This is a genomic window from Vibrio sp. V33_P6A3T137, assembly GCF_009904835.1.
GTDB classification, from domain to species: domain Bacteria; phylum Pseudomonadota; class Gammaproteobacteria; order Enterobacterales; family Vibrionaceae; genus Vibrio; species Vibrio metschnikovii.
Window position 1 is genome coordinate 20,582 of record NZ_WXWK01000118.1, and the last position, 21,248, is coordinate 41,829.

The 21,248-nt window shown below is 46.0% G+C and carries 18 protein-coding genes and 2 pseudogenes; 3 read left to right on the forward strand and 17 right to left on the reverse strand.

The annotated features are described in order from the left end of the window. Positions 1–33: 33 nt before the first annotated feature. From CAG60_RS11110 to pilM, 12 genes and pseudogenes are all read right to left on the reverse strand, one after another. Complete coding sequence (locus CAG60_RS11110; RefSeq protein WP_004394489.1) at positions 34–714, reverse strand: phosphoglycolate phosphatase; 681 nt, start codon at positions 712–714, stop codon at positions 34–36. Positions 715–810: 96 nt separating this feature from the next. After that, positions 811–1,491 carry a ribulose-phosphate 3-epimerase gene (gene rpe / locus CAG60_RS11115; RefSeq protein ID WP_004394488.1) on the reverse strand — a complete coding sequence of 227 codons (681 nt, stop codon included), beginning with the start codon at positions 1,489–1,491 and terminating at the stop codon, positions 811–813. Between the two features lie 124 nt (positions 1,492–1,615). Next, positions 1,616–2,431, reverse strand: a complete 816-nt coding sequence (locus tag CAG60_RS11120; protein WP_004394487.1) for a Dam family site-specific DNA-(adenine-N6)-methyltransferase — start codon at positions 2,429–2,431, stop codon at positions 1,616–1,618. Between the two features lie 68 nt (positions 2,432–2,499). Further along, positions 2,500–3,024: pseudogene (locus tag CAG60_RS16865) on the reverse strand (SPOR domain-containing protein); the annotation flags it as partial. A gap of 528 nt (positions 3,025–3,552) precedes the next feature. Beyond that, positions 3,553–4,026: pseudogene (locus CAG60_RS16870) on the reverse strand (AAA family ATPase); the annotation flags it as partial. Positions 4,027–4,091: 65 nt separating this feature from the next. Next, entirely contained in the window at positions 4,092–5,177 is a 1,086-nt protein-coding gene (aroB, locus tag CAG60_RS11130) for a 3-dehydroquinate synthase (RefSeq protein ID WP_004394485.1), read from the reverse strand. Positions 5,178–5,205: 28 nt separating this feature from the next. After that, entirely contained in the window at positions 5,206–5,724 is a 519-nt protein-coding gene (aroK, locus tag CAG60_RS11135; RefSeq protein WP_040903956.1) for a shikimate kinase AroK, read from the reverse strand. A gap of 186 nt (positions 5,725–5,910) precedes the next feature. Then, positions 5,911–7,632, reverse strand: coding sequence for a type IV pilus secretin PilQ (locus tag CAG60_RS11140; protein ID WP_158144635.1), 1,722 nt, complete (start codon positions 7,630–7,632; stop codon positions 5,911–5,913). 24 nt (positions 7,633–7,656) lie between these two features. Then, positions 7,657–8,178, reverse strand: a complete 522-nt coding sequence (locus CAG60_RS11145; protein WP_040903953.1) for a pilus assembly protein PilP — start codon at positions 8,176–8,178, stop codon at positions 7,657–7,659. Then, a complete protein-coding gene (locus CAG60_RS11150; protein ID WP_154169997.1) occupies positions 8,168–8,758 on the reverse strand; it encodes a type 4a pilus biogenesis protein PilO in 591 nt (196 codons plus the stop codon). Before CAG60_RS11150 ends, CAG60_RS11145 begins: the two co-directional genes overlap by 11 nt. Continuing rightward, complete coding sequence (locus CAG60_RS11155) at positions 8,751–9,344, reverse strand: PilN domain-containing protein (protein WP_161426721.1); 594 nt, start codon at positions 9,342–9,344, stop codon at positions 8,751–8,753. Before CAG60_RS11155 ends, CAG60_RS11150 begins: the two co-directional genes overlap by 8 nt. Further along, positions 9,334–10,341: a type IV pilus assembly protein PilM gene (gene pilM, locus CAG60_RS11160; RefSeq protein ID WP_154169995.1), complete on the reverse strand. Its 1,008-nt coding sequence runs from the start codon at positions 10,339–10,341 to the stop codon at positions 9,334–9,336. Before pilM ends, CAG60_RS11155 begins: the two co-directional genes overlap by 11 nt. Positions 10,342–10,482: 141 nt before the next feature. Here pilM and CAG60_RS11165 point away from each other — a divergent pair, with 141 nt between their 5' ends. Beyond that, entirely contained in the window at positions 10,483–12,963 is a 2,481-nt protein-coding gene (locus CAG60_RS11165) for a PBP1A family penicillin-binding protein (protein WP_161438953.1), read from the forward strand. A gap of 53 nt (positions 12,964–13,016) precedes the next feature. On the opposite strand, the gene oxyR is transcribed toward CAG60_RS11165, so the two are convergent. Beyond that, positions 13,017–13,916: a DNA-binding transcriptional regulator OxyR gene (oxyR, locus tag CAG60_RS11170; protein WP_004394478.1), complete on the reverse strand. Its 900-nt coding sequence runs from the start codon at positions 13,914–13,916 to the stop codon at positions 13,017–13,019. A 235-nt stretch (positions 13,917–14,151) separates the two neighbouring features. Here oxyR and CAG60_RS11175 point away from each other — a divergent pair, with 235 nt between their 5' ends. Beyond that, the gene (locus CAG60_RS11175) at positions 14,152–14,439 is read left to right on the forward strand and encodes a DUF3624 domain-containing protein (RefSeq protein ID WP_040903944.1); all 288 of its coding nucleotides are present in this window, start codon (positions 14,152–14,154) and stop codon (positions 14,437–14,439) included. Positions 14,440–14,588: 149 nt separating this feature from the next. Here the strand turns inward: CAG60_RS11175 and argH are convergent, their stop codons facing one another. The 4 genes from argH to argC form a co-directional block, all read right to left on the reverse strand. Continuing rightward, positions 14,589–16,457 (reverse strand): argininosuccinate lyase, encoded by a 1,869-nt coding sequence (gene argH, locus CAG60_RS11180; protein WP_161426722.1) that lies wholly within the window; start codon positions 16,455–16,457, stop codon positions 14,589–14,591. Positions 16,458–16,590: 133 nt separating this feature from the next. Next, positions 16,591–17,802, reverse strand: coding sequence for an argininosuccinate synthase (locus CAG60_RS11185; protein WP_158138964.1), 1,212 nt, complete (start codon positions 17,800–17,802; stop codon positions 16,591–16,593). A 97-nt stretch (positions 17,803–17,899) separates the two neighbouring features. Then, positions 17,900–18,691, reverse strand: coding sequence for an acetylglutamate kinase (gene argB, locus CAG60_RS11190; protein ID WP_161426724.1), 792 nt, complete (start codon positions 18,689–18,691; stop codon positions 17,900–17,902). 23 nt (positions 18,692–18,714) lie between these two features. Further along, complete coding sequence (gene argC / locus CAG60_RS11195; RefSeq protein WP_161426725.1) at positions 18,715–19,716, reverse strand: N-acetyl-gamma-glutamyl-phosphate reductase; 1,002 nt, start codon at positions 19,714–19,716, stop codon at positions 18,715–18,717. 153 nt (positions 19,717–19,869) lie between these two features. Between argC and argE the strand changes: the two genes are divergently transcribed. Then, positions 19,870–21,012: an acetylornithine deacetylase gene (gene argE, locus CAG60_RS11200; protein ID WP_004394473.1), complete on the forward strand. Its 1,143-nt coding sequence runs from the start codon at positions 19,870–19,872 to the stop codon at positions 21,010–21,012. Positions 21,013–21,248 lie beyond the last annotated feature (236 nt).

Here is a 21,248-nt window from a genome sequence, read left to right on the forward strand (position 1 = left end):
GATGAGTATTTTACCAGAGGCAAGTGATAATTTTTACGCGCAAACCATAACAACATCGAGGAGTTGAACGATATCATCCGCCACCACATCAGGCTTGGCATTGGCAATTGGCTCACCGTGGTTATAACCATAGGTTAAGCCAAATGAAGCACAGCCCGCATTTTGGGCCGCTAAAATGTCGTTTTTCGAATCACCGACCATCAACATTTGCTCTGCCTTCAAGTGGTGCTTTTCGAGCAACCAATTAAGGGCCATAGGATCGGGCTTTTTATGGCTAAAGGTATCGCCACCAATCACATCACTAAATAGCTCAGCTAAACCATGTTGAGCAAGAACATCAGGCACAAATTTACTCGGCTTATTGGTCACCAACGCTAAGATAAACCCCGCGCGATGCAGTTCCGCCAAGGTATGCTTTACATTCGGATAGAGGTGGCTCAATTGGTGGCCCGTTTGCGCATAATACTCATCAAATAACAAACGCGCTTGTTGATGAGTATCATTATTCAGCTCAGGGTCGATATTGAGACTTTGACTTAAACAGCGACCGATTAACACATCGGCACCATTACCGACATAGTCACGTACCTGAGATTCCGTTACCCCAGGATAGCCCAAAGCGCGCACCGCTTGATCAGCAGCAACAGCAAGATCTGGCACACTATCAAGCAGTGTCCCATCGAGATCAAACGCGATTAATTTTATTGATTGCAAAACTCTGTCCTATTTGTGCTCTCCCTACCGACGAATCACAGTCGCTTGCCGATGGACGTCATCGGCGCTCAGCGGTAAGGAATAATAACTATCTTATTAATTACGACGTTCAACACCAGCCAGTTCACTACGCATAGCATCAATCACCGCTTTATAATCTGGCTCGCCAAAAATTGCCGACCCGGCAACAAACATATCCGCGCCAGCTTGGGCGATTTCACGGATATTCTCGACCTTTACGCCCCCGTCTATTTCTAAACGAATGGAGCGACCACTTTGCGTAATACGCTCACGTACCGCACGTAGCTTATCTAACGTGTGCGGAATAAAGGACTGGCCTCCAAAACCTGGATTGACCGACATTAGGAGAATCAAATCGACTTTGTCCATAATGTAATCGAGGTGACTGAGCGGCGTGGCTGGATTCAGCACCACTCCAGCCTGACAACCATGCTCTTTGATCAGTTGCAAGGTGCGATCAACATGCTTCGAGGCTTCCACATGAAAGGTGATCATTGATGCGCCAGCGTTAGCAAAATCAGGAATAATTCGATCAACCGGCTCAACCATAAGATGCACATCGATTGGCGCGGTAATACCATAATCACGTAGCGCTTTACAAATTGGCGCACCAAAGGTCAGATTAGGTACGTAATGATTATCCATCACATCAAAGTGAATCACATCCGCTCCAGCGGCAAGCACTTTATCAACATCGTCGCCAAGGCGCGCAAAATCTGCAGAGAGAATGGATGGAGCAATAAGAAAATCTTTCATACCTGACCTCTTCGGTGATAGAACATAGCAAACAAAATATGCCCAGTATTCTAACCTAGGGGTGGCAAAGATCCTAACCGGAAGCGACGTTCACTCCCTCAGAGAGTGAGAATTACTTTATTGACTAAGGTGTAAATAAGGCCAATAACTCATCGACTTTATTCCGCCCAGCACCATTACGACTGATCGTGCGCTTAACTTTAACCACATTCAGTTGCGCACCATGGTAAAGGCGACGAGTTAAAATCGTATCATGATTGGAAATAAGGACCGGAATACCCCGCTCTTGGGCGGTTTTCTCAGCCAAATCGGCTAAAGCCGCTTGGTCATCAAGACTAAATCCATTCCCTGCATAAGCCGTAAAATTCGCGGTATTCGACAACGGCGCATAAGGAGGATCACAGTAAATAGCACTGGATGCCATGGCTTGATGAAAAGTTTGTTGGTAACTTGCGCAAATAAACGTGGCACGCTGCGCTTTCTGTGCAAAAAACTCTAGCTCGGCTTCAGGAAAATACGGTTTTTTGTACGAGCCAAACGGCACGTTAAATCCACCTTTTTTGTTATAACGGCATAAACCATTAAACCCAAAACGATTCATATACAGAAAAGCCAACGAACGATACATCACATCATCGCAGTCATTAAACTGTTTACGTACGTCTAAATAGGCTTCTTTACGATTATTTTCTGGTGTAAACCAACGCTTGGCTTCGCGAATATACTCTTGCGGCTGATGTTTTAATAAATTGTATAAATTGATTAAATCCGGATTAATATCCGCCAACAAATAATGTTCAAAATCGCTATTAAGGAAAATCGAACCTGCACCGACAAAAGGCTCAACCAACTGACTTGCAGGTGGCAGATGGCGTTGAATCTCTTCGACTAGGCCAAACTTTCCCCCAGCCCATTTCAAAAAGGCACGCTGCTTTTTCATCTACTGCTCTAATCAATCACCAAAAATAAGGGTGCGGAATGTAACATATTTTCTACTGAATCTCAGCGTTATTTCGCACGTTGAATTTCACGTTGAACTTGGCTAAGTGATTTGGCCCAAGGACCGAGTGCTTGTACCGCAGGCGGTAAAGTAGCCACCGCGTCACGAGCTAACTGGATGGTTGGATAGTTATCATAAGTAACGATATACCAATCCACCTCATCACGAACGGTTGGGTAGACGTATAGCGTTTCTGTCAGTGAATAACGGTCAATAAAGTTTTGGACTTCTTGCAGAGAATTCACCGCCGCCAACTGTAAGGTATAGCTGCGCGGCGACATCGCCATCAACTCTTCTCTAGCGAAAGAGAAACGAATAGATCCTGATGACGGAGCAGATTCCACTATCGACAAATCGTCATTCGTCCCTTGAGTGATAGGATAGCGATTAACCTCAACAGCGACTGATTCCGAACGACCATCCAGTAAGGCATCTACCACATCGGAAGTGATCACCACTCGCTGATGTGCAGTATCAGCGATACCAACCCCTTCTAAACTCTCAACCACTTTGGGAGGCAAAGCAATGGCATCATCGGCCATCGGATTGGATGGGTTCGGTTGTGAAGACGTCACAGCGACGTTTTGATAAGAACGAGCATTGTCCTCTTGAGACGGTAACGTCGGAATCGCCGTTTGCTCAGCTCGTTGAGTTAATACAGGCAATGTCTCATTTGGCGACGGCTGGGACCATAGCCACCAGTAGCCACCACCAATAAATAACATCAATAATAGTACCAGCAAGCCAATATTCAGCGGTGAGCCGATGATCGAGCGAATAATGATGCGCTTCTCACGCTTTTGATCGACTAACGCCATGATCTCCCCCGGAAGATAATTCACTTTTTTATATGCGCTACGAGCTTGACGCTCCAGTGTTGGATCAACATAACGCATGACTCGCTGTTCAAATAACCGGTCGGCCTCATACTCTGATAATGGCTCGATCTCGAGTTCAATCGGTTTATGTTCTTGACCATAAGTTAAGCGAGTTAATAACGCATCAAGACGATTAGCTTGCGCAAATAACACCACATTAATGGTCCAGCGAGGATTAGTCTGAGCTTCAAGCACCCACATCCATAACTCGGAGAGTAACGTATCAGACAACAAATGCGCATCATCAATCACCACAACAATATCGCATGTCGTACGCTCGCCAATCAAACGTGAAAAACTATCAAGCAACGCATCTTTGGCATTAAACAGTGGCTCTGATAACACTTGGCTAAGAATGGTGGTACGATGCTGCTCATCGCTTTGATTAGGATGACATAAAAGTAAGGATTGATTTTTATCCGCCGCCCAATACTCAAGGTAACGTTGCGCTAACCAAGATTTTCCGGCACCTAGACCGCCAAAAACATTCACTAGGTTGGAACCAAAACGCGTCAGTAACTGTAATCGTTCCAACAGTTCAGTTTGCGAATCTAACTCTAGTTCATGTTCCACACTCATCGACGATCCTAATGGCTTAATGTCTGATACTGATACCGAAACTGACTGATCAACGATACAGCGGTCAGGTAGACTCATTCTAATTTAGATTGAATGGGAACGTCTGGCCAGCACCGCTGTAACATCAAGTAGGCAGAATACCACTATATATTACGACAATCTTCTATCGCTTGCTTAATCACCGTTTGCGAAACCCCTTTTACCACTTCAGACGTTCCGATACCGGTTGGGAGCACTAAGCGTAACTCACCCGCCAAAACCTTTTTATCACGCATCATATGTTTAATGAAATCATCAAAACTCATGCTGCTCGGCGTGTGCACAGGTAAGCGCGCTTTTTTCAGTATGGCATGAATACGCTGTTGCTGCTGCTCTGAGATCAAACCTTGTAACTTAGCCGTTACTGCGGCCATCATCGTGCCTGCCGCTACGGCTTCACCATGCAACCAGCAGCCATAACCTAACTCGGCTTCAATGGCATGGCCAAAGGTATGACCTAGATTTAATAAAGCGCGAATTCCGGATTCCTTTTCGTCTTGAGCAACGACTTCCGCCTTTATCTGGCAGCAACGAGCAATCGCATAAGACAGCGCGGACGCCTCTAACGCATACAAGTCTTCAAGATGGTTTTCAAGCCACACAAAGAAATCATGATCATAAATAATGCCATATTTGATCACTTCAGCCATGCCGGCGGCAAACTCTCGGGGGGGCAGTGTCGCTAGGCAGTCAGTATCAATAATCACCGCTTGAGGCTGGTAAAATGCCCCAATCATATTTTTACCCAACGGATGATTCACCGCGGTTTTTCCACCGACAGAAGAGTCGACTTGAGCCAATAATGTGGTTGGGATTTGAATAAAATCGACACCGCGTTGATAACACGCTGACGCAAACCCGACGAGATCACCAATCACCCCACCACCAAGCGCAATAATCACCACATCGCGGCTGTAATTATGCTCAAGTAGATAGCTCATGACCGTATTGAAGGTATCGAGATTTTTGTACTGTTCGCCGTCTGGAAGTTCCAGTAGAGCCGATGAACAGCCGATTTGGTTTAGAACGGCAAGTAATCGCTCAGCATAAAGTGGCGCAACCGTATGATTGGTGATCACCACCACTTTTTGCTGGGCGGAAAGAGGAAGAAGGGCCGGATTATTTAATAATCCGGCACCAATTGAAATGGGGTAGCTACGCTCACCTAGGCTGACCGTAATCCGTTCCATGGTTTGCACTCCAAAATAAAAGAACTGGTTAGTGTTCTTCTAGCATTTTTACGATCTGGTTGGCTACCACTTTTGCACTTTGATCGTCGGTACGTACTGTGATGTCCGCAATTTCTTCATACAAAGGATTACGCTCATCAGCAAGTGCTTCTAGCACTTCTCGAGGATGATCCGTCTGTAATAAAGGGCGTTTCTTGTCACGGTTAGTACGTGCTAATTGTTTTTCAATAGTGGTTTCTAAGTAGACAACCACGCCTCGAGCAGAAAGGCGGTTACGGTTTTCTTTGCTGATCACTGAGCCACCACCAGTGGCGAGAACAATACCTTGTTGCTCAGTAAGATCATTGATCACCGCTTCCTCGCGTTTGCGGAAGCCTTCTTCACCTTCAACGTCAAATACCCATGCGATATCTGCGCCAGTGCGCTCTTCAATGACAGTATCGGAATCAACAAACTCCATATGAAGTTGTTGAGCCAAGTGTCTACCAATTGTACTTTTGCCAGCGCCCATCGGGCCAACAAGAAAAATATTGCGTTTTTCGGCCATGTTTAGCAGTAATTTACAACGTTAATTCAATGACATCGCCACAAGATTCGCCAGACAGCGGTCGACGATAGGAATGCTTGTGGCACCTATTCCTCACAGATAATTCGTGATAAGACCCGAAATTATCTAGATAAGGTGCCACTAATGCAACTTTAATTTTGCTTTAGCGGAAATAATCACACTAAGTTACTGAATTACAACCTTTGGAGTAACAAAAATCAGTAGCTCACTTTTGCCCATTTGCTGATAGCTACGTCGAAAAAGCGCACCGAGTAACGGTAAATCACCCAGTAATGGCACTTTATCGACCGTATTAGTGATGCTGTGTTGGAAAATACCGCCCAGTACCACGGTTTCGCCATTATTGACTAAAACTTGAGTACCAATCCGTTGCGTGTGGATCGCTACCGCTTCTCCGGTACCGGTTTTGACAATATCGCCAGGTCGGTCTTGGGTAACACTTAAATCCAGCACCAAACGATTATCCGGCGTAATCTGCGGGGTAACCTGTAAACTCAGTACCGCTTTCTTAAATGCCACCGTAGTCGCACCGCTGGAAGACGATTCTAAATAGGGGATCTCTGTCCCCTGCTCTATATAAGCTGGCTTTTTATTGGTAGTGATGAGCCGTGGACTGGAAATAATTTCCGCCTTCGATTCTCGCTGCATCGCTGAAAGTTCAAGATCGAGCAGTGTCCCTGAACCCAGCTTTGCCACCTGAAACGCGATGCTCGAAGCATTCGCTGCTGTGGCTCCCAAATTGACATTAAGGAAGTTATTGATCATTTCGCTACCATCTTCTGGTTGATAGAGACCAATACCCGTTAAGTTACCTTCTATTGAACCACCAACTGTATTATTACCGCGTGTTGAGCTCACGCCCCAACGAATACCGAGTTCATCAAGATTACCTTCATTCACGGTCACAATTCGCGCTTCAATTTGTACCTGCTTAACAGGGATATCTAACGCCGAAATGATCTCTCGGATCACATGAATATTTTCCGGCAATTCGCGAATTAATAAGGCATTGGTGCGTTCATCGATACTGATTGAACCTCGTTCAGAGAGCATATTCACCGCTCCCGTCCCACCAATCATCTCAGCGATATCTGACGCCTTCGCGAAACTTATTTTGATGATGGCTGACTGCAAGTCTCCCAACTCTTCTGCTAAACGGGCTTTTTCCAGCTGTTGTTTTTCACGTAAATCGAGTTCCGCCTTAGGCGCTACCAAAATCACATTGCCCTCAACCCGTTTATCCAACCCTTTCACCTGCAAAATAATGTCCAACACTTGCTGCCATGGCACACCATCTAAACGCAGGGTTAAATTCCCTACCACTGAATCAGATACCACTAAGTTAAACTGATTATAATCAGCGATCAGTTGTAAAACGTTACGTACCGGAATGTCTTGAAAGTTAATCGAAATCAGCTTGGCTGATGGTTCAAGTAGATTGGCTGGCGCACTTTGAACCTCGGCTTTTAACGGCGTGATCGTCACTTCAACGTAACGACCTTTGAGCTGATAATCATAATGAAAGGGACCGTGTATTTTAGCCAACAACAACGTGCTTGGTGTTTGACGAAAAACTTCCACACTCTCAACTATGGTTGCGAAATCTTGAACATCAAGTAAATAAAGCTGTTCCTCAGCCACATCGGTTTTTAATAATTCAATACTCAACCCCTGCGTCGTTTTCTGGACATCAACCACACTCGATGCCGACGCTAACTCAATCACAATCACCGCGGCTTTGTCGGGGGTTACCCGAAAATCGATGTGTTTAAACTGATTGCTATCACTCGCTAGAGCAGCCTGCGTCGTCAATGCTAAACCTAGCCATAGCGTGATGCACAGATAGCGCAGCACTACCGCGATACTTGAAGGTAATCCTTTAATCATAATTTAGTCTCTAAACAGAAATGTTTATTTCAAAGCCAATGTGACGTGACGCTGATTCCAGCACCCCAATCCATCTGGTAAGGTTTCTTTAATCAATAGATGATCCTCGGCCACGCGTATAACTTGCCCATTATTTACTCCGACGTACTGACCCGCTTGGAGAGTAACCACCATTCCATCAGGTGTTTGAATCAAAGCAGAAACCTCTCTTTCACGGCGCATCACACCACGCAATTGCAATTGATTTAGCGGATATCGCTCCAGTGAAGTGGTTTTTCCTCTCGATTTAGGCTGCCAGCAATGGCGATTGGTGATCGGTTGATTTTGGGCAATCGCTTCTCGTGGTAAAACAAAAGGCTCGCGTGCGTCATGCTGTGCATATTCAAAAGCTTGAAACGCAATCACTGGCGTTAGCTGAGCAACCTCTTGTTGACTCTTAGCTTCCACTTCCGCTAAGTAGTCCACCAGAGACTCTTGATTGGCTTTACAGCCGATCAAAGAAACAAAAGTGACTAGCGCAGTCACGATTGACGTACTATTTCTCATCGCCTGCCTCCGCTTTAAATTGATAGGTGTAAGCCCGTACTCTGAAATGTAAGGTACTGCTCTCTTGACTGACTCTTTGCCAATCCACATCATCAACATTGATGATTCTTGGTAGCGTGGCTATCGCCTGAGAAAAATCGCCAATGTTGTGGTAACTTCCCGTCAGTTCAATATTCAATGGTAAGCGATACAAAAATGCCTGCGGTTGCTTTTCTCCCCAATCAATTCGAGTAAAGGTTAACCCATGTTCTAATCCCAGCTCGTTGACGGAAGCAAGCAAACTGGCCAGCTCTTGCTGTGCTGGGAGTTGGCGCAATAAAAAATCATAACGCTCAGCTAACTCATCCAATTGAGTTTGCAACTGAGGTAATGCCGCGACTTTATTGGCCTTAATGCGTACTAATGATTTAAGACTCTGCTCTTGCTGATTGAGCCCTTCGAGTGCCTCTTGTTTAGGTGATAAATACATGCCATAGCCGATGACTTGAATCACTACCATGACCAACACAATCACCGTCAGTTGTGCGTTGAGCGGCCATTCAAGCAATTCATCGATATCTAAATCACGAAAATTAGCCATGATGTTCACCTTGCCGAATCAACGCCTCTAATCCTGGTTGAGCAGTATGAAAATGAAAAGAGACCTTAAAACTCTGAAAATCTTTATTAAAACGCTGATTCCCAGCGACAATCGAGTGCATGCCTACTGCTGATAAGTGTGGTGACCTTTCTAATTTATCTAACATGGTGGCTAAGCGTGCGGTACTATCGCTAATCCCGCTGACTTCGACCGCATCCCCCTTCATACTAATTTTGTCGACGTAAACCCCTTCAGGAATCAACTCTGGCATCAAGTTCATCAATTGTGTGGTTTTATTGCGCTTTTGCTGTAAGGACTCAACAACACTGAGCCGGGCTTGCAGTGCTTGATGCTCAGCTTCGGTCATTTTGAGCGCCCGTAATCTCTGATCCAGTTGCTGAAGATGCTGATTCAAAAAATCTAATCGTGCCTGTTGGTGCTGTTGTTGCTGATCAAGGTAATGGCCGGTCCCCCATTGCATGAGCAAAGCGACTAAGACACCAAGACTCATAAGCTGGAGAAAGCGCCGTTTATGATCAGCACGCTGCGCCTCTCGCCAAGGGAATAAATTGATACTATGCAACATGCCCACTCTCCAACCATGCTATTCCTCGCAACGCAAGACCAGCAGCCGTCGTGAATTTAGGCTGATCATTTAACCGCTTACGTTGAGTGATTTTGTTGACAAAAGTCGCTAATGGCGCGAACCGTTCACAGGGTAATCCAAGCTGCTCGGTGATGGTTTCTGCTAGCCCATCCATCATCGCCCCGCCACCAGATAACCAGATCCCCGCTAGGCTTTGCTGACCATGAACGGAAGTAAATAACTGCAGTTGACGGGTTAGGCGTTCGACAAATAATCGATTGAATAGCCATTGGTTACGTTCATCGCTGCGCGCCATCGTTTCCGCCAGAGACGGCAATTCAAACCAGCGTGTACCTAAAGCAATATCCTTATAAAACGGCGCTTTATCAGCAAAATCGATACATAACGTTGTTTGGGTATAACCAACATCGACCAACATCCAATTCGAGCGCTGTTGAGCCTGACTCACCTGCTGCCAAATCTGAGCCAGACCATGTAATTGCACATCCAGTAAGGTTGCTTCCAGTCCGGCTTGTTGAATCGCCGATAATCGACTCGCGACGACTTCTCTTCGGGTGGCATACACCTGATAGGTCGCAGTTCGGTTTTTAGCGAACGCTTGAATCGGTAAGGGAACAAAATCTAAGCTCAGTTCTTCCATTGGCAACGGCGATTGATGAGAAAAAGCCTGATAAATAGCAAACTCTTTTTCACGAGGGTCTAAGTCGCTATCTATTTGTAATACTTTACTAATTACCGCCGTGTCAGGCAGTGCAATCGCAACCTTGCGACTAAATAGCGGCAAACTCTTTTTTAGTTCTTTGAGTTTCTTTACAATTTTCTGATAATTCAACGTGTCGTTATCGGCGAAAATGTCGTCAGTAATGACGATTTCTGTGCAACCGTGTAGCGAATAATTGTCGCCATTTGGTTTAAGAGCCACAGCTTTGATGCTGTGGTGACCGATATCGACACCAATAACTAATGATTTACTCATGCCATTAACTCCAGTGACAATTCTCAGCCTCACACACTTATTTGTGAGAAAATAACCGTTCACTATTTTTAAGTGCTGAGGTTTTAGTCTAGAGTACAGGGGTTTGTACTAAGACAGCCTCTACTAAACAGGGATTCTCCGGTGAAGTTCATAAAGCGTTTACTCATATTTTCATTGATTTGCATTATTCTTGGAGTCACTACAATCTTTGGCTTCTATTTTTATGTAAAGCCAGATCTACCCGATGTCGCTGAATTAAAAGACTTTCGGCTACAAACTCCCATGCAGGTGTTTAGTGAAGACGGTAAACTGATTGCTCAATTTGGTGAAAAACGACGCATTCCATTGCGCCTTGATGAAATGCCACCAGAATTACTCGAAGCGGTGATAGCAACCGAGGATTCACGTTTTTACGAACACTACGGCTTTGACCCGATTGGTATTACTCGTGCTGCAGTGGCCGTCATGGCATCAGGGAGTGCCTCTCAAGGGGCAAGTACCATTACCCAACAACTGGCCCGTAATTTCTTCTTATCCAATGAGAAGAAAATCATGCGTAAAATTAAAGAGATCTTTATTGCCATTCATATTGAGCAGCTCTTGAGTAAAGAAGAGATCTTGGAGCTTTACCTGAATAAAATTTATCTCGGTCATCGTTCTTACGGTGTTGGTGCCGCAGCCCAAACCTACTTTGGTAAAGAAGTCAAAGATCTGACTTTAAGCGAAATAGCGATGATTGCTGGCCTACCCAAAGCCCCTTCTACCATGAATCCCCTTTTCTCTGTGGAGCGAGCCACTCACCGTCGCAATGTCGTCTTATTACGCATGCTGGCAGAAAACTACATCACGCAACAAGAGTATGATCAGGCTCGTAATGAACCATTAATCTCCAAATTCCATGGCGCAGAAATTGAGCTACGAGCTCCTTACGTGGCAGAAATTGCGCGCGCATGGATGGTCGAACGTTATGGTGAAGAAGCGGCCTATACCTCTGGGATGAATGTCTACACGACGGTCAACACCAAGTTACAACAAGCCGCAAACCAAGCCGCTATCGATAATCTCCTCGCTTACGACATGCGTCACGGCTACCGTGGTGCCGAAAAAGTACTCTGGAAAGCGGGGCAATCGGCTTGGGATACCCCGACCATGATCGCTCACTTACGTAGTGAACCCACTTACGGTGATCTTCTGCCTTCGATTGTCGTTAAGGTCGAAGAAAAATCGGCTCAGGTTTGGGTAAAAAATGCCGGGCTAAAAACCATTGCATGGGAAGACATGAACTGGGCAAGGCGATTTATTACTGACGATCGTCAAGGGCCTTTACCGACTAAAGCCAGTGATATTCTTGCGGTAGGTGAACAAGTGTGGATTCGTCGCCAGCACGCTATAGGTGATGAACAAGAACACTGGACATTAAGTCAAGTGCCTAATGCGAATACGGCGTTCGTTGCTATGGATCCCGATAATGGTGCGATACTAGCACTGGTTGGTGGCTTTAACTTCGTGCACAGTAATTTTAACCGTGCAACCCAATCGGTCCGTCAGGTGGGGTCAAGTATCAAGCCGTTCATTTACTCTGCGGCTTTGGAAAAAGGCCTCACTCTAGCCTCATTAATCAATGATGCTCCGATTAACCAATGGGATCAAAGCCAAGGTATTGCTTGGCGTCCTAAAAACTCGCCCCCGACTTACGTCGGCCCCACTCGTCTGCGGATTGGTCTAGCGCAGTCGAAAAACGTCATGGCAGTCCGGGTACTGCGAGAAGTCGGCTTGGAAGAGACTCGCCATTTCTTGACCCGCTTCGGTTTTGAGTTATCTCAATTACCTCGCTCTGAGACCATTGCCCTAGGCGCAGGCAGCTTAACGCCCGTCAAAATGGCTCAAGGCTATTCGGTATTTGCTAACGGTGGATATTATGTTGAGCCGTTCTACATCAGCAAAGTGGAAGACAGTTTTGGCCATGTCGAGTTTTTAGCTAACCCCAAAGTGGTTTGTCATCAGGATTGTCAATCTTCATCCGATAATCCGTTCAATGAGCAAGATGCCACGGTCAATTATGCACCACAGGTGATTTCCGAACAGAATGCTTTCCTCGTTCGTGAAATGATGTATAGCAATATCTGGGGTGGCGGTGATTGGCGTGCAGGAACGGGATGGAATGGTACCGGTTGGCGCGCACAAACCTTAAGACGTCGTGATGTGGGCGGAAAAACAGGAACAACTAACGACTCGAAAGATGCTTGGTATAATGGCTTTGGACCAGGCATGGTCGCAACGGCTTGGGTCGGATTTGATGATCATAGTCGTAACTTAGGTAGCACAGCCCCTAACCCGAATACTGATGATGATATTACTGGCGCGGAAGCCGGAGCGAAAACAGCCCAACCGGGATGGGTAGAATTTATGCGCATCGCTCTCGATGGTGTACCGGCCCAACCCAAAGCCATTCCACCGAAAATCATTCGCGTGAGAATTGATCGCGACAGTGGGCTACTCACCAATAAATTAGATTCCAGTTCTATGTTCGAATACTTTGTCCAAGGAACGGAACCGAAAGAGTATGTACAAGAGGACACCCCTCACAGTATCTACTTAGATGATAGTGACAGCTTATTTTAATCTTGACCGCCCCAATTAGGGGCGGTGTTATTTTCAGACACTGAACAGGCAGGCTATTGAGTGGCTAACGCTTGTAGGCGCTCTTTCATCACCTGAGCTAGCTGTTCATAGCGCTGGCGCAGCGGTGAACCGGGGCGATAAGCCAAAACAATTTGTCGTGATGGCTGTGGATTGACCGCTTTGATATAACAGACACCATCTTTGGTTTTTTCATCCGGTAGCGAGAGCTGAGGTAATAAAGTAATCCCAGCCCCAGCGGCGACCATATTACGTAAGGTTTCTAAACTGGTGGCTTTAAAACGCTCATCGTCTTTCGCCCCCGCAGCAAAACAAAAACCTAACGCTTGGTCACGTAAGCAGTGACCATCGCCTAATGCCAATACGGTTTTACCGTTCAGTTCCAACATATCCACCTCATCACGATTGGCCCATTCGTGTGAACAAGGCACAGCAATACTCATCGGCTCGTTGTAGATATCGATCTCTTTAAAAGGGGCACTCTCCTCAACCGAGGCTAATACCAAGCAATCGAGCTTGCCCTCTTCTAACTGACGCACTAATTGATGCGTTTGCGCTTCATGTAAATAGAGTTCCAAATCAGGAAATCGAGCTTTGAGCTCAGGGATAATCTTCGGCAATAAATAAGGGCCTAGCGTCGGAATAAACCCAATGTGCATCGGGCCACTCATGGCCCCTCCCTGTTGACTGGCCATATCTTTGAAAACTTTAATTTCACTGAGAATACGTTTGGCTTGGTCAACAAGCTGTAGCCCAGAATCGGTAAATAATACCCGCCGACTACTACGCTCTAACAATACCGTACCAAGTTCATCTTCTAGCTTGCGAATTTGTCCACTAAGAGTCGGCTGACTGACAAAGCAGGATTCAGCGGCTTTACGAAAATGCTTGTGCTCAGCAAGAGCAACTAAGTATTCAAAATCTCGAATGTTCATCTTATTCCTAGATAAAAACCATCAATCATATCGAAAGCAACAGAAAAGGCGTCTCGTTATAGCGTCACTGCTGCAGTAAGAATATACCTATCAAAAACCATAACATTGAATGCTGATGACTATCAAAGCTTTTATGTTTTGCCACTAATCTCACACTGATGGGTTAATACTTCTCGTGTTTCGCTTAACGCGATAACATACTTAAGCGCTGCACCTCATCCATTAAGGAGTCACCATGAAACTCACCAGTTGTCACTACTGTGATCAAGCATGGTTCTGGAAAAAAATTGGTCGTTGCCAACGCTGTATTGATTGGTTAACCGTACTATCTGTCGCTTGCTGGGGAGTCTGGTTTTGGTTATTTAGAAATGAGCCAACCGCCATCGCATCCATCGCCCTTCTCTTCGCAGGTTTCGCTTTTAATGGTTTGTTATTTTTACATTTATGGATGAAGTTTGTCGTACTGCCTTGGCGAGAGCGTCAAAAAAACTCGACTGATCACTCGCCCACAAAAAAGCCCTAAAACGAAAAGGAGTTTTAGGGCTCTCTTAGAGCGATCTAAGAAAAAGCAGTGGTACAGATATAGACTGTGCTTTTTCTGGTTGGTTCCACTTTACACGATCTTTTTTGATCTTTTCTTTTGCTTGGTTTCACCATAAAAGATCTCAACACTTATCGTTGATGGATAACAATCCGCTGGGCAAAATCCACTTCTAAGGCTACTTCATCACAAGCATGTTGCCGCGGGCACTGCTCACAATCTTTTAATACCTTTTCCGGCAATAACGTTTTCGAGGTTGGAATAAAGTTCAGTTTCATAAAGAACTCCGGAGAACGAGTCAGTACGAACACTTTATTAATCGCCATTTGCTGGGCTTTTTTCACTAAGTAATGGACAATCGCACGCCCTTGACCTTGACGCTGCCAGCCCGCTTCAACCCCAAGAGAACGAATTTCTGCTAATCCTGAATCGTAAACGTAGAGCGAGGCGCATCCCGTGATCTCACCATGATGTTCAGCCACAGCGAACGAACCGATATCGCGTACAATGTCGCTTCGTGAACGCGGTAAGTTCTCGCCCATGTTTGCCCAATAAGCAACCATGCCTTCTAAACGTTCAATATCGGTTAAGCGTGCCGGACGTACTTTGACCGCACTTGTATCCCGCTTCGCCAAACGTTTTTCGGCCTCTTCAACGGCATAAGCCACTTGTGACGGAGCGACACCACCGAGTGCACTGCGTTTTTCTAAGCATGATTCGATGGTTAAAATGGCGTAAACATCATCTTCAATCACGGGAGAAAAGGCTTTTAACTCAGCCAAGGATAACTCTTCCAATGCGCAGCCTTTTTCGATAGCGCCAACTACCGCGACGCCGACAATATGGTGCGCTTCACGAAACGGGATACCTTTAGCCACTAAATAGTCGGCCAGCTCAGTAGCATTAGCATACCCTTGTTTGGCCGCTTCTAAAGTCCGCTCAGTTTTCACTTTGATCCCGTCAAAACACAAGGCTGCCATTTCCATACAATCATGCCAAGTATCAAGCGCGTCAAACAGCCCTTCTTTATCTTCTTGCATGTCTTTGTTGTAAGCCAAAGGCAAAGCTTTTACGGTCATCATCATCGCCGCTAATGACCCATAAACCCGACCAGTTTTACCGCGGATCAGTTCCAGAGCATCAGGATTTTTCTTCTGCGGCATTAATGAAGAGCCAGAGGTTACGGTATCTGCTAATTCAATAAATCCAGACTCACCGGAGTTATAGAAGATCATATCTTCGGCTAAACGCGATAAGTGAAGCATCGAAATCGATGCCACCGACATCAGTTCCATCACATGATCGCGATCCGACACCGAATCGAGTGAATTACGCGTAGCCCGGCGAAACCCAAGATCATAGGCCAACTGCTGACGATCAATAGGATAAGCGGTTCCAGCCAAAGCGCCAGAGCCGAGGGGACAAGTATCCAGCCGTTGTAGCGCATCTTGTAAACGTGAGTAGTCACGCTCAAACATCTCAACATATGCCAAACACCAATGAGCAAACGTGACGGGTTGAGCACGTTGCAAGTGCGTATAACCAGGCAGTACTGTCGCTTGATGTTGTTCAGCGACCGAAACCAACTGACTCTGCAATCTATCCAAGCCGAGCAGTAATTGCTGGCCTTGCTGACGACACCATAATTTTAAATCGGTGGCGACTTGATCATTACGTGAACGTCCGGTGTGCAGTTTCTTACCTAAATCGCCCACTTTACTGATTAACTGCTGTTCAACCCACGAGTGAATATCTTCCGCATCCGATGACAAGATCTGCTCAGGATCTTCCATTACCGCGAGCTTCAACTCATTTAATGCCAATTCTAATGCTTGTTGCTCTTGTTCTGTTAGTACGTTGACTGACCGTAATGCTTTCGACCAAGCAATCGAGCCGACAATATCTTGCTCAGCCAATCGGTAGTCAAAACGCAGGGAGTCGTTAAATTGTTTAAACCGGGTGTCTGCTGCTTGGGTAAATCTTCCGCCCCATAATGCCATTGCGTTTCTCCTACCTTTGACCTAAGGCGCATACGCCATAGGAAAACATCTTGTACTCGGGTTAAAAACAAGGATCGCCGAGCGATCCTTATGAGCTAATCTCTAACGATGGCCTCATTCAATCCAGTGAGGCTTATTTATTTTCGTTCAAGGCACGAATCCGACTCGCCAAAGAATACAAACGAATGAATCCACCAGCATGACTTTGGTCATATACTTCATCAGCCCCAAAGGTAGCAAACGCTTCTGAATACAAACTGTTCGCAGAACGTTTCTGAGTGGCGATCGCTTGCCCTTTGTAAAGCTTGATCACCACTTCACCGTTGACTTGCTGAGCGAGCTGATCAGCAGCGGCAAACACCGCTTCACGTAGTGGGGTGAACCAACGGCCATCATACACCAGATGTGAGGCTTTAATGCCGAGCTCTTCACGAAACTCAAACGATGCCTTGTCTAACACCAGTTGCTCTACTGCACGTAGTGCTTCCATCATGATCGTGCCTCCCGGAGTTTCATAACAGCCGCGAGATTTCATCCCCACCAAACGGTTTTCAACAATGTCGATCCGACCAACACCATGTTTAGCCCCTTTTTCGTTCAAATAAACTAAGGCGTTATAAGGTGTCATCAGCTCACCGTCGACACCAACTACCTGCCCCTTTTCCACTTGTAAAGTGACATACTCAGCGTCATTCGGTGCTTGTTCAGGATCAACGGTCCATACCCAGCAGTCCTCATTGGGTGCATTCCAAGTGCTCTCCAGTACACCACCTTCAGTGGAAATGTGCCACGCATTAGCATCACGTGAGTAAATTTTAGTTAACGATGCTGCGCAAGGGATATTACGCTCAGCCAGATAGTCGAGACACTCTTCACGGCTGACAATATCCCACTCTCGCCATGGGGCAATAACATGCAAATCTGGTGCAAGGGCAGCAAACGCACCTTCAAAACGTACTTGATCGTTGCCTTTACCAGTACAACCATGACACAGCGCATCAGCGCCGACTTTACGAGCGATCTCTACTTGTGCTTTAGCGATGATTGGGCGAGCCATTGAGGTACCCAGCAGATATTTCCCTTCGTAATACGCGCCTGTTTTTAAGGTTGGATAGATGTATTCAGCAACCATTTGTTCTTTTAAATCGACCACATAACACTCTGAAGCGCCTGAGGCTTTCGCTTTTGCTTCAATGCCTTGTAACTCTTCTTCTCCTTGGCCGACATCTGCAACAAAGGCAACCACTTCACAGGCATAGTTTTCTTTTAGCCACGGAATAATCACTGAAGTATCTAGACCACCAGAATAGGCAACTACTACTTTATTAACTTGAACTTTACTCATTGATGCTTTCTCCATTACCCAGTACCCGCTTAGCGGTCTGCACTAAGGTCTATTGATTGTGTTTAGTGGCCATGCGCCACTCATTGCCTATTGTGATTTATTGCGGTAAAAATTGGGTTCCAATACTTTCACCAGCAAATAGTTTGTGCAGCTTTTCCGGATAGCGCCATGTGGCGACTTGAATCGGACGCCCCAAATCATTGGCGGCCTCTAGTGCGGCTTTGACTTTGACGATCATCCCATCGGTGATCACTTTACCAGCAATCAAACTGGTGGCTTGCTGAGCGTTCAAGCTCGGCAATAAGTGCCCTTTGCCATCCAATACTCCACTCACATCAGAGAGCAGAACTAACTCGGCATCCAGTGCACCGGCCACCGCCACCGCCGCCTGATCGGCATTGACATTCATCATTTGTCCGTTTGCAGTAAGCCCAATCGAACTGATGATCGGTAGCCCGCCAGCATTAAGAATGGCTTGTAACAGTTGTGAATCGCCCGGCAGAGCTTTACCCACCGCTCCCAGTTCAGGATCGAGTTCCTCGACTTGACATAAGCTGCCATCCGCTAAACATAAACCGATGGCATTCAAACCGTCTTTTATGGCTTGTCCTTGGAGCATTTTATTGGCCGTTCCCGCTAACGCTCCGGCAATAAAAGGAATTTGTTCATAAGGGGTAACGCGTAGCCCTTCTTTCTTTACCGTCGGCAGGTGTAATTTTGCCATCAACTCATCGACCAAATAGCCGCCACCATGAACAATGACAATTCGTCGCTGAGCTTGAGCTTGATACAGTGCGATAGCGCCAAACAATTTGCTTAGCGTGTCAGAACAAGACAGCGCTGCGCCGCCTAATTTAATCACCAATGGATTATGCTGTGTATCTGTCATATTTCACCCTTACGCTTGGTGCTTTACACCAAAGCCGTTAGCTCAGAAAAACCGTAATGAATATTTAAACATTGCATCGCTTGACTCGATGCCCCTTTTAGTAAGTTATCGATCGCTGAAACGACGATGATATGCTCACCTTGCACTCGCCATCCCAAATCACAAAACGGCGTAAATTCCACATCTTTAATCGATGGCAAACTGGATTTTAGCCTCACCGCAGGCTGATCAGCATAAGCTTGAGTAAATGCCTCATCGACCTGCTGCGCCGTAACACCGGCTGCCAACTTCATGGTTATTGTGGCTAAAATACCCCGTTTAAAATTGCCCAGATGCGGGGTAAAAATCACCTCACAGCCTAAATGGGTAGCAATTTCTGGTTGATGACGGTGAGTAAATACGCCATAAGGCTGCAGGCTAACTTCACAAAAACTGTTGGTTAAGGTCGCTTTTCGACCTGCCCCCGTCACGCCGCTGGTCGCATTAATCACTGGCCATTGCTCAGTATCCAACAAATTTGCGTTAATCAACGGTTTAATAGCCAGTTGCGCCGCCGTCGGATAGCACCCTGCAACGGCAATCAGTGAACTATGCTGAATGGCTTCACGGTTCCATTCTGCTAAGCCATACACCGCCTTATCTAACCACTCACGGTGCTGGTGCTCAAAACCATAATAATTAGGATAAAAATCCTCACTTTTCACACGAAAGGCACCAGATAAATCAAAAACCTGACAATCTTGGGCGAGAAAAATCGGTGCCAGGTCGTGACTCACTTCATGAGCCGTCGCTAAAAACACCACATCGCACTGACTCGCAACAACAAATGGGTCAACTAAAGGCTCAATCTCCATGTCAATCAGCCCAGCTAATTTACCATGCAGCTCAGCCATTGATTTTCCTGCATCGAGACTGTTGGCGGAAACATATAAACCTGCTAGTTTGAGTTGAGGGTGTTTTTCCACCATCAGCGCTAATTCAGCACCGGTATAGCCACTTGCACCAATAATTGCGGTTTTTAACATTAATACCCATCCCAAAGCGGAGTGAAAGCCAAGTTAAAACTGATTTTTAATTTATAAAAACGAGTCTTAATTGGTTTTTTATTCATAAAAAGTGATTTAATATGTGTTTTACATTTTCAGCGATACTCTGTCAATAGTAGGAGCAAAGATAATATGCAATTACCTAGTTTCTTGGAGGTCTATTCGGGCCTGATTTCCACGCCTTCCATCAGCTCCACTGACCCGACATGGGATCACGGCAACAGTGAGGTGATTGCTAAATTAGCCGAATGGTTTGAAGCACTCGGCTTTACCACTCAAGTCGAAGTGGTTGCGCCAGGAAAACATAATTTAATCGCCAAAAAAGGCGCGGGAGAAGGCGGACTACTCTTGGCTGGGCATAGTGATACGGTGCCTTTTGATCAAGGTCGCTGGAATTTTGAACCTCATGCTTTAACTCAAGCGAACGATCGTTTCTACGGCTTAGGCACCGCCGATATGAAGGGATTTTTTGCTTTCATTTATCAAGCAGTAAAAAATATCGATTGGAGTAAGCAAAATAAACCCCTGTATGTCTTAGCGACCTGTGATGAAGAGACGACCATGCTGGGTGCCAGACATTTTACGGCTAACGCACCTTTTCAACCCGATTACTGCATTATTGGTGAACCGACCAGCTTAGTGCCTGTTCGTGGGCATAAAGGCCACGTCGCCAATGCGATTCGCGTAACAGGGCAGTCTGGTCATTCATCCAATCCTGCGCTGGGTGTTAATGCGATTGAGATTATGTACGAAGTCATGTTTGCCCTGATGCAACTGCGTGACCGACTGATTAAAGAGTATCATCACCCAGGCTTCGAGATCCCGAGTCCGACCCTCAATCTCGGCCATATTCATGGCGGCGATAGTCCGAACCGTATCTGTGGCTGTTGTGAGCTGCATTATGATGTCCGGCCTTTACCGGGAATTAGCTTAGATGGACTCGATAACCTACTGCGCGGCGCACTCAAAGACGTTCAAGACAAATGGCCAGGTCGAATTGCGATTGAAGCATTGCATGAACCTATCCCTGGTTACGAGTGTCAGCACGATCACCCGTTTATCCTTGGCGTGAGTGAACTGTGTGGACAACCCTCGCAAACGGTCAACTATTGCACTGAAGCTCCGTTTCTACAGCAGTTGTGTCCAACCTTAGTTCTCGGTCCCGGCTCTATCGATCAAGCGCATCAACCCGATGAATATTTATCCTTCGATTTTATCGAACCGACCGTGAATATTCTTTCTCAAGCCATCAATAAATACTGCTTTACTGAGTAATCCCATTTCCCCCGCGCCGCTCGTTGGATGGTGTTGATAGCGAGAGCGGCGCAACATCTCATCAAGGTTTTATATCGATGATGCCAGCATAAGCATGCTAATGGTTTCAATCAATTGTAAGAAAATTTCAACAAAATAAGTTATTTTGCCACCATTTTTCTAACAAAATGCAGCCTGACATAAATGAAATCTTTGTATGCTTTGTTTGACTCTACTAGACAAACTTCGCTAGATTG